At 53.8% G+C, this 14537-nt stretch carries 14 protein-coding genes; 7 read left to right on the forward strand and 7 right to left on the reverse strand.

Annotation, left to right across the window (positions count from 1 at the left end):
* The first annotated feature begins 151 nt into the window (after window positions 1–151).
* From rhlB to sixA, 3 genes are read left to right on the forward strand one after another with little or no spacing between them, the layout of a single operon-like run.
* Window positions 152–1336, forward strand: a complete 1185-nt coding sequence (rhlB, locus tag DV711_RS01100) for an ATP-dependent RNA helicase RhlB (RefSeq protein WP_279386503.1) — start codon at window positions 152–154, stop codon at window positions 1334–1336.
* A gap of 5 nt (window positions 1337–1341) precedes the next feature.
* On the forward strand, window positions 1342–2403 hold the full coding sequence (locus DV711_RS01105; protein ID WP_243633709.1) for an NAD(P)H-dependent glycerol-3-phosphate dehydrogenase: 1062 nt from the start codon (window positions 1342–1344) through the stop codon (window positions 2401–2403).
* A 6-nt stretch (window positions 2404–2409) separates the two neighbouring features.
* The gene (gene sixA, locus DV711_RS01110; RefSeq protein WP_114693811.1) at window positions 2410–2865 is read left to right on the forward strand and encodes a phosphohistidine phosphatase SixA; all 456 of its coding nucleotides are present in this window, start codon (window positions 2410–2412) and stop codon (window positions 2863–2865) included.
* Between the two features lie 30 nt (window positions 2866–2895).
* On the opposite strand, the gene DV711_RS01115 is transcribed toward sixA, so the two are convergent.
* Window positions 2896–4689 carry a PglL family O-oligosaccharyltransferase gene (locus DV711_RS01115; RefSeq protein WP_114693812.1) on the reverse strand — a complete coding sequence of 598 codons (1794 nt, stop codon included), beginning with the start codon at window positions 4687–4689 and terminating at the stop codon, window positions 2896–2898.
* A gap of 138 nt (window positions 4690–4827) precedes the next feature.
* Between DV711_RS01115 and DV711_RS01120 the strand changes: the two genes are divergently transcribed.
* From DV711_RS01120 to nhaD, 3 genes are all read left to right on the forward strand, one after another.
* A complete protein-coding gene (locus DV711_RS01120; RefSeq protein ID WP_114693813.1) occupies window positions 4828–5763 on the forward strand; it encodes a DUF4892 domain-containing protein in 936 nt (311 codons plus the stop codon).
* Between the two features lie 130 nt (window positions 5764–5893).
* Entirely contained in the window at window positions 5894–6229 is a 336-nt protein-coding gene (locus DV711_RS01125) for a 5-carboxymethyl-2-hydroxymuconate Delta-isomerase (protein ID WP_114693814.1), read from the forward strand.
* 184 nt (window positions 6230–6413) lie between these two features.
* Window positions 6414–7802 carry a sodium:proton antiporter NhaD gene (gene nhaD, locus DV711_RS01130; protein WP_424398980.1) on the forward strand — a complete coding sequence of 463 codons (1389 nt, stop codon included), beginning with the start codon at window positions 6414–6416 and terminating at the stop codon, window positions 7800–7802.
* 71 nt (window positions 7803–7873) lie between these two features.
* Here nhaD and DV711_RS01135 read toward each other — a convergent pair whose 3' ends face one another.
* The 6 genes from DV711_RS01135 to DV711_RS01160 all read right to left on the reverse strand — a co-directional run bounded on the left by DV711_RS01135 (window position 7874) and on the right by DV711_RS01160 (window position 12566).
* Window positions 7874–8899, reverse strand: coding sequence for a GGDEF domain-containing protein (locus tag DV711_RS01135; protein WP_114693816.1), 1026 nt, complete (start codon window positions 8897–8899; stop codon window positions 7874–7876).
* Between the two features lie 292 nt (window positions 8900–9191).
* Window positions 9192–10058 (reverse strand): HDOD domain-containing protein, encoded by an 867-nt coding sequence (locus DV711_RS01140; protein ID WP_165839958.1) that lies wholly within the window; start codon window positions 10056–10058, stop codon window positions 9192–9194.
* 134 nt (window positions 10059–10192) lie between these two features.
* Entirely contained in the window at window positions 10193–10936 is a 744-nt protein-coding gene (gene lpxH / locus DV711_RS01145; protein WP_114693818.1) for a UDP-2,3-diacylglucosamine diphosphatase, read from the reverse strand.
* Window positions 10937–10957: 21 nt separating this feature from the next.
* A complete protein-coding gene (locus DV711_RS01150) occupies window positions 10958–11452 on the reverse strand; it encodes a peptidylprolyl isomerase (RefSeq protein ID WP_114693819.1) in 495 nt (164 codons plus the stop codon).
* Between the two features lie 113 nt (window positions 11453–11565).
* Window positions 11566–12075, reverse strand: a complete 510-nt coding sequence (locus DV711_RS01155) for a peptidylprolyl isomerase (RefSeq protein WP_279386512.1) — start codon at window positions 12073–12075, stop codon at window positions 11566–11568.
* A gap of 281 nt (window positions 12076–12356) precedes the next feature.
* Complete coding sequence (locus DV711_RS01160) at window positions 12357–12566, reverse strand: hypothetical protein (RefSeq protein WP_114693820.1); 210 nt, start codon at window positions 12564–12566, stop codon at window positions 12357–12359.
* 264 nt (window positions 12567–12830) lie between these two features.
* Here DV711_RS01160 and DV711_RS01165 point away from each other — a divergent pair, with 264 nt between their 5' ends.
* Window positions 12831–14504, forward strand: coding sequence for a glutamine--tRNA ligase/YqeY domain fusion protein (locus DV711_RS01165; protein ID WP_114693821.1), 1674 nt, complete (start codon window positions 12831–12833; stop codon window positions 14502–14504).
* Window positions 14505–14537 lie beyond the last annotated feature (33 nt).

Below are 14537 nucleotides of genomic sequence, written 5' to 3' on the forward strand. Positions count from 1 at the left end.
GAAAAACGAGTCTGCATCCCGCCAACGCCCCAACCCAAAGGCGTCAAAGGCCGGCCGTACTCAGCCTGCCGACAAAAAAACCAAACCCACAAAACAACGTTCCAAAGCCACCTCGGCCAAGCCGAAATCTAACTGGAATCCGGACCAGTTTGTGGTTGCGCCGCAAGCGGACAAGGTTCGCTTCCATGACTTGGATCTGCCCGACACCGTGATGCATGCAATTGCTGACCTGGGCTTTCAATATTGCACCCCGATTCAAGCCCAGACCCTGGTCCACACTCTGGAAGGCAAGGATCTTATCGGTAAAGCCCAGACCGGTACCGGCAAGACCGCTGCGTTCCTGATCAGTATCATCACCGATCTGATCGATTATCCCATTGGTGGTCGCCGTCCCAACGGCAAGCCTCGCGCGTTGGTGGTCGCTCCGACCCGGGAGCTGGTGATGCAGATCGCCAGCGATGCCGAAGGCTTGATCCAGCATAGCGGCATGAAGGTCGTCACTCTGGTAGGCGGCATGGACTATGAGAAACAACAGCGTCAATTGCGTCAGAATCAGATCGATATCCTGGTGGCGACCCCAGGTCGACTGCTCGACTTTAACCAGAAGGGTGAGGTAGATCTGAGCGGCGTCGAAGTGCTGGTGCTTGATGAAGCCGATCGCATGCTGAGCATGGGCTTCATCCCAGACGTGCGTGCGATTATTCGCAGCACCCCGCACAAGAAAGATCGTCAGACATTGCTGTTCAGTGCCACCTTCTCGGATCAGATCATGCATTTGGCTTCGCTATGGACGCTGGATGCGGTAACCGTTGAGATCGAGTCGGAGCAGTTGACCGCCGATACCGTTGAGCAGATCGTCTACTTGGTCGGTGAGCAGGATAAATTCAATCTGCTCTACAACCTGGTACGTCAGCAGGAGTTGGAGCGGGTGATGGTATTCGCCAACCGGCGTGATCAGACGCGTCGCCTGACCGAGCGCCTGAAACGCAGTGGGGTGGAAACCGCGATGCTATCCGGCGAGGTCAGCCAGGGGCAGCGGGTCAAAACGCTCGAGGCGTTCCGCAGCGGCCGGATCAAAGTGCTGGTAGCCACCGATGTGGCTGGGCGTGGGATCCACGTTGACGGTGTCAGCCACGTGATCAACTACAATCTGCCTGAGGATCCGGAAGATTATGTCCACCGAATAGGTCGTACCGGCCGCGCCGGGGCAGAGGGTATCTCCTACAGTTTCGCCTGCGAAACCGATGCATTTATGTTGCCGGATATCGAGGAGCTGATCGGGCGCCGCTTGCCTTGCCAGCATCCTGAAGAGAAGCTGCTTGAGTCGCCACGATAACGTTCATGGATAGCGAATCGTCGATGTCTAAACCGAGTATTGATGCCAACACCATCAGTGTGCTGGGAGGCGGAAGCTTCGGCACCGCACTGGCCAATATCGCCGCCTTGAACGGATACCGTGTCTACCAATGGATGCGCAATGCCGAACAGGCCGAGCAGATGAACCTCGAGCGGGAGAATAAACGCTACCTGCCCGGTTTTGAGCTTGCTCCTGGGCACAAGGCTGTTACCACACTGGATGCGGTAAGTCGTAGCCAGGTGGTATTTGTCTCCATCCCGAGTCGTAACTTCAGGGAAGTGGTGCAACAGGTCGTTCCATTGCTGCAACCCGGACAGATGCTGATTAGCACTACCAAGGGGATCGAGCCGGGCAGTTTTCGGCTGATGAGCCAGATCCTAGCCGAGGAAGCACCCCATTGTCGTGTTGGTGTTCTCAGTGGCCCCAACCTGGCAAAGGAGATTGGAACTCGGCAGCTTACGGCGACAGTGATTGCCAGCGAGCACACAGGACTGTGCAACCAGATCCAGACCATCCTGCACTGCGACTTCTTCCGGGTCTATGCCGGCTCTGACATGTATGGCGTTGAGCTGGGCGGAGCCCTGAAGAATATCTATGCGATAGCTGCCGGCATGAGTTCAGCGCTGGGAATGGGAGAGAACACCCGCAGCATGCTGATGACCCGTTCATTGGCCGAGATGAGTCGTTTTGCCGTTAGGATGGGAGCAGACCCGCTGACTTTCCTTGGACTGGCGGGAGTTGGCGATCTGATCGTGACCTGCATGTCACCGCTGAGTCGCAATTACCGGGTCGGCTTTGCTTTGGGGCAGGGGCGAAATCTAGATGATGCGGTCGAGGAGCTCGGCGAGGTGGCCGAAGGGGTTAACACGCTCAAATACGTCAAAGCCAAGGCGGATGAGCTGGAGGTCTATATGCCGCTGGTTCAAGGTCTTTATAAAGTGGTGTTCGAGGGTCAGCCGGTTGATCGTGTTATCGGTGGTATGATGATGGCCGCCCAGGGCGACGATGTGGCTTTCGAGCTACTGGATCGTTCCGGCGAGGCTTGAATTCCGATGTCGCTGCAGTTGCTGTTGATGCGTCATGGTGAGGCGGCGTTCAGCTCACCGGATGAGATGCGTGAACTTACCCAGCGAGGTCGCGAACACACGTTGCAGGTGAGCCGTGAATGCCTGGATTCTTTGGCTGGGATTGACCGGGTTTATGTGTCGCCGTATCTGCGTGCGAAACAAACGCTGCAGTTAATCGGTTCTCTAGCTGAGTTGCCTGCTGCCGAAACCTATGCTGGTTTGACTCCCGACAGCGATATCGATGCTCTTATCGAGTGGTTGCAGCCGCAGCAGGGAAAGGTTCTGTTGGTGGCCCACAATCCCTTGCTGAGCAGACTGCTTAGCCAGTTGCTGGGCGATTCAGGACACTACGGATTTGATACCAGTACGATGGCACAATTGACGATGCCGCTTGCCGCTAGCGGTTGTGCCGAGCTGGACTGGATTAAATATCCTCGCTGACACGCCCTTCGTTTAGTCACTTTGAGGTCGCTACTCCACAGGAACGCCGACCGGCAAGTCTTTCTCTTGATCAAGTTTTTGCAGCATTTTTTGTGCCGACAGCATCAGTGTGGTTGTCGGGTAGATGCTGAGGCCGCGACGCATCATTTGATAGCTACGCTGGTACTCCCCTTGATGATGAAGTGCGAACGACAGACCGGAGAACAACGCCGCATCGGGCATCTGGAGCAGGCGCTGCTCGGCCCAACGGATATACTCTTCGATTATCTCGGTGTTATCGGTCTTGATTGCGTAGTTCAGCAGGGTCTGCATCCTAATAAAATCGGCGGTATTGGCGAAGTAGATATTGCGCGAGGGAATGTCGAGTAGCTCGAAGCTTTTCGTTTTGGCGATGTTGAACTGAAAGATCACTCGATTCGCCAGCAGGCTATGGCTGAAAAAAATAGATGCCAGCACCGGCAGACTGATGCCCAGTCCCAGCATACAGGCGCGGGCGTAACGGCTGGGTTGAAAGACTTTGGTGGTGACGCGGTGGGTGGCCACGATTGCGATCAGGCTGACAAACAGCAGCCAATGCAGTTGAGAGATATAGAACGGAAGCTCTACCTGCGTGTGGAGGGTGATTGGCAGTAGCAGGGCTAAATAAGACCCGCCGCGCTGCCAGCCCAATCCGAAGCTGACCTTTAAAAAGGCCAATGCCAGTACCGCAATCCCGCTCAGGGCGACCAGACCGCCTTCAACCCCCCAGTAGAGCAGCTCATTATGGGGATGGCTGAGGCGGGGGGCGAGTATCGCGGCGTCACGGTGCTCGGTAAGGTACTGGGCTTTCTTATCATGCCAGACCGGCTGAAAGCGGCCGATGCCATGACCGAAAACAGGCTTTTCCAGCATCAGCTCAACACTGGAGTCGTACATCATTCGCCGTACATCGTTGCGGGTCGGGTCTTGGGATGTCTGAGAGGCTTTGCTTAGCTTTTCCAGTCCCTGTGTCAGGCCTCCAGTCTTGCTGTCAATCTGGCTCCCGCCCAGAATACCCAATCCCAACATGACCGAAACCAGTAACAAGCTCCTGCCGCGATGACGTAACAGCTGCTGATGGCGGCTCACACAGATCAACAAGATGCCGCCAAAGGCCGCTAAGATGCCGGTACGCGAGCCGCTGGTAACAACGACGAGGCTGCTGAGCAGGATGCACAGTAACACGCTGGTTTTTAAGAACAGGTTTCGATGCCGGAATGACGGTACGGTGGTTAAGAAAATAGCGATCAATAGGCCGGTGGCCAGATAGCTGGCGGCCAGGTTTTGTTGTTGAAATATCCCCCGGGGTATCCCGGGGGACTGGCTCATCCAGCCTGGGGGCGAATCTAATGCTAGTAGGTGGACCAGGCAGTAGATTGCCTGTAGCAAGGCTGACCCCATCAGAATATAGAGTAGGTTGTCACGTTGGCGACGGTTCAATCGAAATTGCGCCAAGCTAAAGAACAGTAGCATCCCACCCCAGATGGACAGGCTGCGGAACATCCAGGATGTGGGTTCGGAAACGGTTCCTATCGCACCAACTAGAGTCGTAACGGTCAAAAAAAACAGGATCGCCGCTGTCATTTTGGGAATGCGGACCAGGCCGCTATAGCCCAGCTTCAACAAGCCCATTGCAATCACAAAGACTGCAGCGATCCACACGGTATTGTTGAACGGTAGGAATAGCCCTTCGCCACCTAGATTGTGTTGGTAATAGAGCGGTGCGAGCAGAAAAAGAATGCTGAAGAGAACAAACAGGGCGCGATTAAACCGCTGTTCTGAAACGGGATCTGCTAAGCTGATCATGGATATCTGCCCTTGTTGTTAAGGCGATGATAATAGCGGACTTTAACGCATTAACCTACCGGTTCTCAGTATAGAGTCCAGTTGTGAACAGTCCGGTGACAACCGGTTTTCTCGGGTTTTTGAGTGGTGCTGATAGCAATGAAAAAAAGTGGTTGCCATAGCCGAATGAATCGGCAACTGGTGTGCTCATTATTGTTTCTGTGCGGTTGCCTCCTTGCTGTTTCGGCAAAGGCGGCTACCGATGTTACCGGTTCAAACGATCTGGGCGAGCTGCAGCGCTACCCTAATTCCTGGATTGTCGACTACAGCCAGGCGACCGTACCCGAGTACCGCCTGGCAACGGGTAAGATGAAAAAGATCAACGGGGTGGTCTCGCCGCAATCAGCGCAGTATTTATCTGGCCACTTAACCCGGGTTACCTACCGTTTGCCTTCGGGCCGTAGTAGCCATGAGGCGTTTAACCACTTTGCTGCTCAGTTTGAAACCTTGGGGGCGCAGGTGTTGTACCGTTGTGAGGGACGAAACTGTGGAGACAGTGATCAATGGGCCAATTACCAGTTCGGTATCCAGCGGCTCTACGGAATTGATCGGGAGCAGTATTACCAGGCGTTGAGCTTTGAAGGGGGACAAGGGCCTCTTTATCTGGCGTTCTATACGGTCAAGCGGGGTAATAAGCGGGTGTATGTCCAGTTAGATCTTGTTGATCCTACGGCATCACAAACATCGCGTCAGCCCCAGACAGAAGTTGCGGATGTATTGCTGGAGCAGTTGCAGCAGCGGCAGCGTGCGTATCTGGTCAGTTCTGAAGATGCCGGCTTTGAGAGGCTGCTCACATTGTTGCAGCAGCGCCAAGATTTACGGTTACAGTTGGTTGGTCATAGTGATCAGGGCTTGAGTGCCATGCAACAGAGGCAGCATTCGATAGAGCTGGCGTTGAGACTGCAACAACGACTTTTGGATTCCGGAGTCGAAGCGGGCCGTGTCGAGGTTTTCGGAGTCGGGGCCCTGGCGCCAGCCTATCTGAATGATATTCCGTCACAGCGTATCGAGCTGTTACTGCTGGATTCCAACTAGTCCTCTGTTACAGGCGGCAGCGGTGTAGGCTCTGCGCAGAGGCTTTCTATATCGATGGTTGAATTGATCGCTGGCCGGGTTTTCCGATATAGATAACGGATTATTTGGTTGCTTGATATCAGGGAAAGACATGCCCCATTTAGTGGTCGACTATGCCGTATCATTGGAGTCACAGCTAGAGATCTCAACATTGCTGCTGTCGCTTGATCAGGCTGCGATTGAATCCGGTCTGTTTGAGTCGGCTGCGGTTAAGACCCGGGCTCAGGGGTTTATGCACTATACCGTGGCGGGTAAGCCGCAGGCTTTCGTTCATGTCTGCGCCAGAATTCTGTCCGGCAGGAGCAGCGAGCAGAAGCTGCTGCTGAGCCAGCAGCTGTTGGGGGTGCTGGCATCCCAGGTGCCGGGGCAGGTCAGTCGTACGGTCGAGGTCGTGGAGAAGGAGCGTAGTTGCTATCTCAAGGGCTGAATTAGAACAACAATGATCCCTGCTTGGCGGTCTATCTATGGATATAGAGCTAGCACCAGCCGAGGGTAATCGAACTGAATCAATGGTCATGACATGTCGGAGGGGGCTTATGTCGGACGCTGTATACGTAAAACCAGTTAATTGGGTTCTATTCTCTTTACTGCTACTTGGTGCTGCGCCTGCCATGGCTGCAGTAGGTCCGATCGATCTGACCGATAGCGGGATCGGCTACATTGCACTGATTGTTTTTTGTATCGCCTATGTGGTGGTGATGCTGGAAGAGAAGCTGCATCTGAGGAAGTCGAAACCGGTGCTGGTGGCGGCCGGGGTGATCTGGGCACTGATCGGTTGGTTTTATATTCAGCAGGGGGTGGAGCATGTGGTCGAGGAGGCCTATAAGCACACCCTGCTGGAGTTCTCCGAGCTGATGCTGTTTCTGCTGGTGGCGATGACCTACATAAACGCGCTGGAGGAGCGGCGTGTGTTTGATGCGCTCCGAAGTTGGATGGTGCGCAAAGGCTTCAATTACCGGACCCTGTTCTGGCTTACTGGCTTCTTGGCGTTCTTTATTTCACCGATCGCAGATAACCTGACCACCGCATTGTTGATGTGTGCCGTGGTGATGAAAGTAGCCGAAGGTGATCGGCGGTTCATTAATCTGAGCTGCATTAATATCGTGGTGGCGGCCAACGCTGGTGGGGCGTTCAGTCCGTTTGGTGATATCACTACGCTGATGGTCTGGCAGGCTGGGTTGGTGGAATTCCAAGAATTCTTCGTGCTCTTTTTCCCGTCGTTGGTCAACTTTGTCGTGCCGGCTGTCGTGATGAGTTTCTTTGTCGAAGACCGAAGCCCAGAGCCCAGCAATGAGGTGGTCGAGCTCAAGCGCGGTGCGCACCGAATTCTAGGTTTGTTCCTGCTTACAATTGCCACGGCGGTTTCTTGTCACCTGTTCTTGCATCTACCGCCGGTACTGGGAATGATGGCGGGGCTGGGTTATCTGCAGTTTTTTGGCTATTTCCTGCGGATGACTCTGGCTGGTTCGCTGGCGAAGAAACGTAAGATGGCCGAAGAGGCTGGCGACAGCGAGCGCTTGAAACGTCTGGGTAGTGTGGTGCCTTTCGATGTGTTCAACCGGGTTGCTCGCGCCGAGTGGGATACACTGTTGTTCTTCTATGGCGTTATCGTTTGTGTCGGCGGTCTGGGCTTTATGGGCTACTTGGCGATGATGTCGGATCTGATGTATACCCAATGGGATGCCAGTAGCGCCAATATCGCCCTCGGTATTATTTCTGCAGTCGTCGATAATATTCCGGTGATGTTTGCGGTGTTGACGATGGAGCCGGCCATGTCGCAAGGGCATTGGCTACTAATCACTTTGACTGCAGGGGTCGGTGGTAGCCTCTTGTCGATCGGCTCTGCTGCCGGTGTGGCCTTGATGGGGCAGGCCCGAGGTTATTACACCTTCTTCGGCCACTTGAAATGGGCTCCCGTCATTATGCTGGGCTACGCCGCCAGTATCTGGGTTCACTTTTGGCTAAATGCCGGCCAATTCGAGGTATTTAAGAACCTCTGACAGATTCATTCAGCCAAAAAAAACGCCGCTATCAGCGGCGTTTTTTTTGGATCAAAGATAGCTGCGATTGCTCAGAGCTTGGGCAGTGCGGTTACCTGATTGCGGCCGTTGCGTTTAGAGGCAAACAAGCCTCTGTCGGCCCGCTCCATCATCTCTTCGATCGTTTCGTCTGGATGTAGCTCCGCGACGCCTACCGAAGCTGACAAAGTCCCGAGAACCTCGCGGCTGCTACGGCGTTTGATGGTGTTGGACTGGAACCGTTTGAGGATGTTGAAAGCCACTGTTTTGGCTTCGTGGGTGTTGGTGTCGGGTAGTATGACCGCAAATTCGTCGCCGCCGTAGCGCGAGATCAGGTCAGATCCGCGGGTCGCATTTTTTAGGATCTTGGCGGCGAAGCAGAGAACCTGGTCACCGACCAGGTGGCCATGCTTGTCATTGAACGGCTTGAAGTTGTCCAGGTCGATCATCAGTACGGACAGATGCGGCTGCTGGGTGCCATCGGCGGTGAGCTTGCGTAGCGCGCTGTCGAGCCCGCGACGGTTTGATACCCCGGTCAGTGGATCGGTAAAGACCTCGGAGCGGACTTGGTCATACTGTTCTTTCAAAAGCGAAACTTCGTCGTTAGTCTGGCGAAGCTCGGTCTCCATCGCGCAGATCGAATCATCCATGCGTTGGGTTTCAATGACCAGGTGCTGGATGACGCCAAGGACGCCATCAAGGTCGGTGGACTCGTCGCTGAGTATTTCTTTTGACTGGACCAGGGTTTGATGGAAATGCTGGGTTTCCGCCTGGGGGCGTTCGGTAAGACTGAGCACCTGTTGCAGGATCTGCTGCAGGCCGGCGCGGAACTCTTCTAATCGTTCGTCGGTGTGACTCCCGAAATGCTCCTGGTACAGCTTATCAAGTTCGACTTCCAGTCTGTCGCCATGGGAGTTGAATTGAGATAAGCGAAAACTCAGGCCCGGGTTTTGTCCGCTGAGATGCTCGTAACCAACGCTGTAATGGGACGGTACTGCTTTGACCTTATTGGATTTGAGCCAATCGAGGGTTTGCTTGGCCAGTTCCTGGCTTTGTTCCAAATCTTTATTGTTGCTCATCAGGGTTCCTGTGGGAGCGGTGATTGATCGGCACTTTGGCGTGCCTGAGCAGTTCAGTAGTGGCTGAATTGCTGAGCCCCGAAATCAATCGAATACAACACTAAGCCTTTTATTCTAAGCCAGTTTTATGAATAAACTGCGAAGAAATAGCCATCATCGCGTCTGCTGACTGAAAGTCAAGCTGGTTCAGCGAACGAGTTAATCCAGATCAGTTATTGGGCTCTCTGATAGCAGATTCTTTGCAATAAGCAGCGCTCGTCAGGAACGGGGGGGTAGCCTACTGCCTGTCGGTTTAAAAGACAGTGGTCGCCCCGGGATTGATGATGCTCAGCACTTCAAAGGCCTCCATATTGGCTTCCATGGCGATCGTTTCAACCTCGGCTGCAGTGAGCTCAATGTTGCCTAACTGTAGCTGATCCAGTTGTTTCAGCTGTTCGCTGAGATCGCTGCTTTTGAGCTCGGGCTCGACGCAATTGGTAATCTTGATCGCCAGGCCCAGTAGCTGGCACTCGGGCAATAAGCGGTCGGATTGCTGTGGGGCGTGTTGAAATTTGACCGGTACCCACAGCACAGAAGGGAGATGCCAGCGTTCCAACAGTGTTGCGCCAATCTCGGCGGCATCGAAGCCAAGCCAGCGGCGTTCGAGCTCGTGCAGGGGCTCGTGACTGTCCTTGGCCTGCTGTAGCAGTTGGGCGTAATCGTTTGACATGGTGGTTAATAAAACAAGACGACCGATATCATGGAGTAGCCCCATGAGAAACTGGGATTCGCCGTTGCCTTTGTGTGTCAAACGATAAAGTTTTTTGGCGATCAGTCCGCAGTACACACTGCGGTGCCAGAAGCTGTCCATGTCGATCAGCTCGGTGGAAACATTGCCAAAAACGCTGGCAGTACTGGAGGCTAACACCAGAGAGCGGATCTCGTCGGTTCCGATCAGATTGGTGGCACGGCTCATCGAATCGATCTGGGCCGGGAAGCCGTAGAAGGCACTGTTGACCAGTTTCAAAAGCTGGGCGGATAGCGCCGGATCATGGCTTATCACGTCGGCAATCTCTTCGATCAATGAGGTGTCGGATTCGATCAATTCATTAATCCGTACCACGACATCGGGCAATGAAAGCAGCTGGTCAATACCGTCAATAATCTCATTGGGAGTCATAGGGGGCCCCATTTGTTGTTATTTGCATGTTGTACCGATTGGATCTGCGTTGAAATTATTGCACAGCTTTTGGTGATGATGGGGCTAAAACGGAGCGACGCTTCTATACCATTAGTCGAAACTGATAAATGCTGTTAGCTGGCTGTTTGCGAGTCGAGGGGTGGAATATCGAAGCAAATCAGCTGCCGATCACCGTTAGGCTCGCAGCGCAGGTACCAGCCTCGTTCTCCCCAGTCCCCCAATACAATACGTTCGGCCGCTTGTTGGTCGATTTTTAATTGGTGCGTCGCGGGCCGATGGGTATGGCCGTGGATCATCAGTCGAACCTTATGAGCCCCAAGTTGTTTTTTCACCTCGCTCGGTGTGACATCCATGATCATCAGGCTTTTGCCGGCTTTGGCTTGTTGGCTTTGTTGTTGGATGCGATTGGCAATTCGCTGCTTGACTCTAAGCGGTACGATGTATTGCAGTGCGAAGATAAACCGGCTGCGGATGATGCGTCGGTACTTTTGGTAGCCGGCATCGTCCAGGCAGAGGCTATCGCCGTGCATCAACAGGGTGGGTTGGCCGTAGAGGTCGATCAGGCTTGGGTCGGTCAGCAGGGTTGCGCCGGCTTTGTCGCAGTAACGCTGCCCGAACAGGAAGTCCCGATTGCCATGCATCAGGTAGATGCGGGTTCCTTGCTGACTAAACCGCTTCAGCTTGTCGGCCACCTCGAGGGTGAAGGGGTCTTCGTATAACCAAAGATGAAAAAAATCACCGAGGATATAGAGTGCGTCAGCCCCTTGAGCGGTGGTGTCGAGAAAATCGAAAAACGCCCGCGTTAGGTGCGGGCGTCGGGGATCCAGATGTAGATCCGAGATGAACAGGGTAGTCACAGTGGTGGGTGGCTCCGGTGTTTAGTCAGATACCTCGGCAGAGGTAATGACTACGTCATCAACCGGTACATCCTGATGGCCGGCACGGCTGGTGGTCTTCACGGCCTTGATCTGGTTGACGATATCCATGCCCTCAACCACTTTGCCGAACACGGCGTAACCCCAGCCCTCGGTGGACTTGGAGCGATGATCGAGGAAGTTGTTGTCATTAACGTTGATAAAGAACTGCGCAGTGGCGCTGTGCGGGTCCATGGTCCGGGCCATGGCCAGAGTGCCGGTCTCGTTGCTCAGGCCGTTGTCAGCTTCATTCTCGATCGGCGCTTCGGTGGGCTTTTGTACCATGCCCGGCTCGAAGCCGCCGCCCTGAATCATGAAGCCATCGATGACGCGGTGAAAAATCGTACCGTCAAAGAAGCCGTTGCGCACATACTCTCGGAAGTTGGCACAGGTCTTCGGTGCCTTATCGTCGTTGAGCTCGATCTTGATTTCACCGAGATTGGTTTGAAGCGTGATCATGACGGTTATCCTTCTCTAATAACATATACCGATAACGCCGATTAGGCGTCGGCCGATTATAGGTGGCCGACGCCCGCTTGGCGAATATCATTGCCTGGCTCTAGCTGCGTGGTTTAACGGAGGCTGGCCTTGTTGATGACGATAGGTTCGGCCGGAACATCCCGGTAGCCCCATTTACTGGTGGTTGAGACCTGCTTGATCTGATTGACCACGCCCATCCCTTCAACGACTTTGCCAAACACGGCGTATCCCCAGCCTTGGTTGGTCTTGGATTGATGATCAAGGAAGACATTGTCATTCACGTTGATAAAGAATTGAGCTGTAGCGCTGTGGGGATCGCCGGTGCGGGCCAGGGCGACGGAGCCGGTCACGTTGCTAAGTCCGTTATCGGCTTCGTTCTCGATCGGTGCTTGGGTGGGCTTGCGCGACATGCTGGGAGTGAAACCACCGCCTTGTATCATAAAGCCGTTGATGACCCGATGAAAAATGACACCGTCGTAATAGCCGCTTTTTACATAGGCGCTAAAATTCGCCACGCTTTTGGGGGCTTTTTCAGGGTTCAATTCGATGACTATATTACCCATGTTGGTTTCAAGCAGGACCTGTTTAGCCTGATCGGGCACGGTGGCAGAAGCAGAAGGTGCCGTCGCCGAAGCTTCATCTTGGGCAGATGAAGCCTGGCTGCTCAGGGCAATCAGGAAGGCAGCAGAGGTTAGGGCTTTAAACAGCTTTTTCACGATAGATTTCCATTAGCAGAACTGAAGCGGCTTTGATGCCATGGGGACCCGTTCGCTGTCAACTGATCGGATCAAGTCCGAGTGTTAACCGCTGTGCTTCTATCAGGGTGATGGCATCAACTCCGCTGTGGAACTCCTTTTAGTAAGCAGCGCCGATTAACAATGGATTAATTACGAAAGGCTGCTTTTTTCCAGGGATCGAGATCGGAATGCCGACGGCCGGGGTTTTGTCGTCGATCGGGGTTGCCCGGTTGGAAGCGGATATGAGCACGTCGATCCGGAATCTTGCGGCGCACCCTGACGCGGCGGTTGGATGGGGCCGGCTTGGTTTCCGTGGATGGAGTCTGTTTGGATTTGGCGAAAAGTTTGAAAAACATCAGGCGTCTCCTTGCCCTTGAATTGAGATAGGTCCTTATAAGTTTCCGAGCGTCACTAGCGGATTCAGTATAGAGCATGCTCAGCAGAAGTCGGCCTGCTAGCCTCTTTTCTGATCGGCAGGGTTAACAAGGCATCTGGAAGAGGCGGTTTTGAAGTTCTGACCCTCCCCAGTATGGCTGCGTAGGGGTATAATCCTTCGCTTTGCCCGTCCATTGTGTGGCGGATGTTGCTCCTTTTTATTGTGGGAATAACCAGACAGCCTTATGAGCTCTCAATCAAACCAGTCGAAAGTCTCCAACTTTATCGCCCAGATCATCGAAGATGATTTGAAAGCCGGTAAGCACACCAAGATTGTTACCCGCTTCCCGCCCGAGCCTAACGGCTACCTGCATATCGGCCACGCCATGTCGATCAGTGTTAACTTCGGATTGGCCGAGCGTTTCGGTGGGGTCTGTAACCTGCGCTTTGACGACACCAATCCGTCCAAAGAAGAGCAGGAATACGTCGATTCGATCCAAGAAGACGTCAAGTGGCTGGGCTTCAGCTGGGATGGTGAAGTGCGTTACGCCTCTGACTACTTCGATCAGTTCTACGCCTGGGCTCAGCACCTGGTGCGTGAAGGCAAGGCGTATGTCTGCGACCTGTCGGCGGAAGAGGCCAGTGAGTACCGTGGTTGGGCCAAGGAGCCGGGCAAGAACAGCCCTTACCGTGACCGTAGTGTCGAAGAAAGCCTCGACCTGCTGGAGCGAATGAAAAACGGCGAGTTCGACGAAGGCGCCAAGGTGCTGCGCGCTAAGATCGATATGGCGTCACCGAACATGTCGATGCGCGACCCGATCATGTACCGGATTCGCAAGCAGTCGCACCACCAGACCGGCGACAAGTGGTGTATCTACCCGAACTACGATTTTGCCCACGGTCAGGAAGACGCGATCGAAGGGATCACCCACTCGATCTGTACCCTGGAGTTCGCCAACAACCGCGAGCTGTACGACTGGTTCCTCGATAATCTGCCGGTGCCGAACCGTCCACACCAGTACGAGTTTGGCCGCCTGAACCTGAATTACACCGTCACCAGTAAGCGCAAGCTTAAGCAGTTGGTTGATGACAAGGTCGTATCTGGTTGGGACGACCCTCGGATGCCGACTATTTCTGGTCTGCGTCGTCGAGGTTTCACCGCCCAGTCGCTGCGTAATTTCTGCTTCGGCCTGCCGGTTTCCAAGTCCGACGGTGTGGTCGATATCGCCCAGCTAGAATTTGCCGTCCGTGATGATCTTAATCACAACGCTCCTCGTGCCATGGCGGTTCTGAATCCTTTAAAGGTGGTGATTACCGATTATCCCGAAGGTGAAGTCGAGTGGTTAAAAGCGCCTGCGCATCCAGAGCAAGACCTGGGCGAAAGAAGTTTGCCGTTTAGCCGTGAGATTTATATCGATCAAGCGGATTTTAAAGAGGAATACAGCAAGAAATTTAAGAAAAAGCTGACGCCAGGAAAGCGTATCCGATTGCGTAATGCTTATGTGATTGAAGCTGATGGTTTTGAAAAAAATGAAGCAGATGAAGTCGTTCAAGTTAATGCGCGTTTAATTCCAAACACTGTGGGTACTGATCCGGAAGATGGAGTGAACCCTAAGGGGGTTGTGCATTGGGTATCCGCTAGTCATGGCAAGCAAGCAACGATTCGCATCTATGATCGCTTATTTAGCCATGAGGCCCCGGATCGTGGTGAAGAAGACTTCCTAAGCCATGTGAATCCAGAGTCATTAAAGATCATTGAAGGTTGCTGGGTTGAGCCTGACTTGGTTTCAGCTGCGCCTGAGCAGTGTTTCCAGTTCGAACGCGAAGGCTACTTTGTGGCCGATCGTTACGACCACAACAGCGAAGCGCCGGTATTCAATAAAACCATCGGATTACGAGACACCTGGGCTAACAAATAAGGCGAGCCACCGAGTCAGCTGAGATAGTAGGGA

The organism is Motiliproteus coralliicola (genome assembly GCF_003345655.1).
Taxonomy (GTDB): domain Bacteria; phylum Pseudomonadota; class Gammaproteobacteria; order Pseudomonadales; family Balneatricaceae; genus Motiliproteus; species Motiliproteus coralliicola.

Coding starts and splice junctions, on each gene's coding strand:
- DV711_RS01120 (WP_114693813.1), top strand. CDS start 4,828: ATGAAAAAAAGTGGTTGCCATAGCCGAATGAATCGGCAACTGGTGTGC.
- DV711_RS01115 (WP_114693812.1), bottom strand. CDS start 4,689: ATGATCAGCTTAGCAGATCCCGTTTCAGAACAGCGGTTTAATCGCGCC.
- DV711_RS01140 (WP_165839958.1), bottom strand. CDS start 10,058: ATGACTCCCAATGAGATTATTGACGGTATTGACCAGCTGCTTTCATTG.
- DV711_RS01125 (WP_114693814.1), top strand. CDS start 5,894: ATGCCCCATTTAGTGGTCGACTATGCCGTATCATTGGAGTCACAGCTA.
- DV711_RS01165 (WP_114693821.1), top strand. CDS start 12,831: ATGAGCTCTCAATCAAACCAGTCGAAAGTCTCCAACTTTATCGCCCAG.
- sixA (WP_114693811.1), top strand. CDS start 2,410: ATGTCGCTGCAGTTGCTGTTGATGCGTCATGGTGAGGCGGCGTTCAGC.
- DV711_RS01160 (WP_114693820.1), bottom strand. CDS start 12,566: ATGTTTTTCAAACTTTTCGCCAAATCCAAACAGACTCCATCCACGGAA.
- DV711_RS01105 (WP_243633709.1), top strand. CDS start 1,342: ATGGATAGCGAATCGTCGATGTCTAAACCGAGTATTGATGCCAACACC.
- nhaD (WP_424398980.1), top strand. CDS start 6,414: ATGGCTGCAGTAGGTCCGATCGATCTGACCGATAGCGGGATCGGCTAC.
- DV711_RS01135 (WP_114693816.1), bottom strand. CDS start 8,899: ATGAGCAACAATAAAGATTTGGAACAAAGCCAGGAACTGGCCAAGCAA.
- DV711_RS01150 (WP_114693819.1), bottom strand. CDS start 11,452: ATGATCACGCTTCAAACCAATCTCGGTGAAATCAAGATCGAGCTCAAC.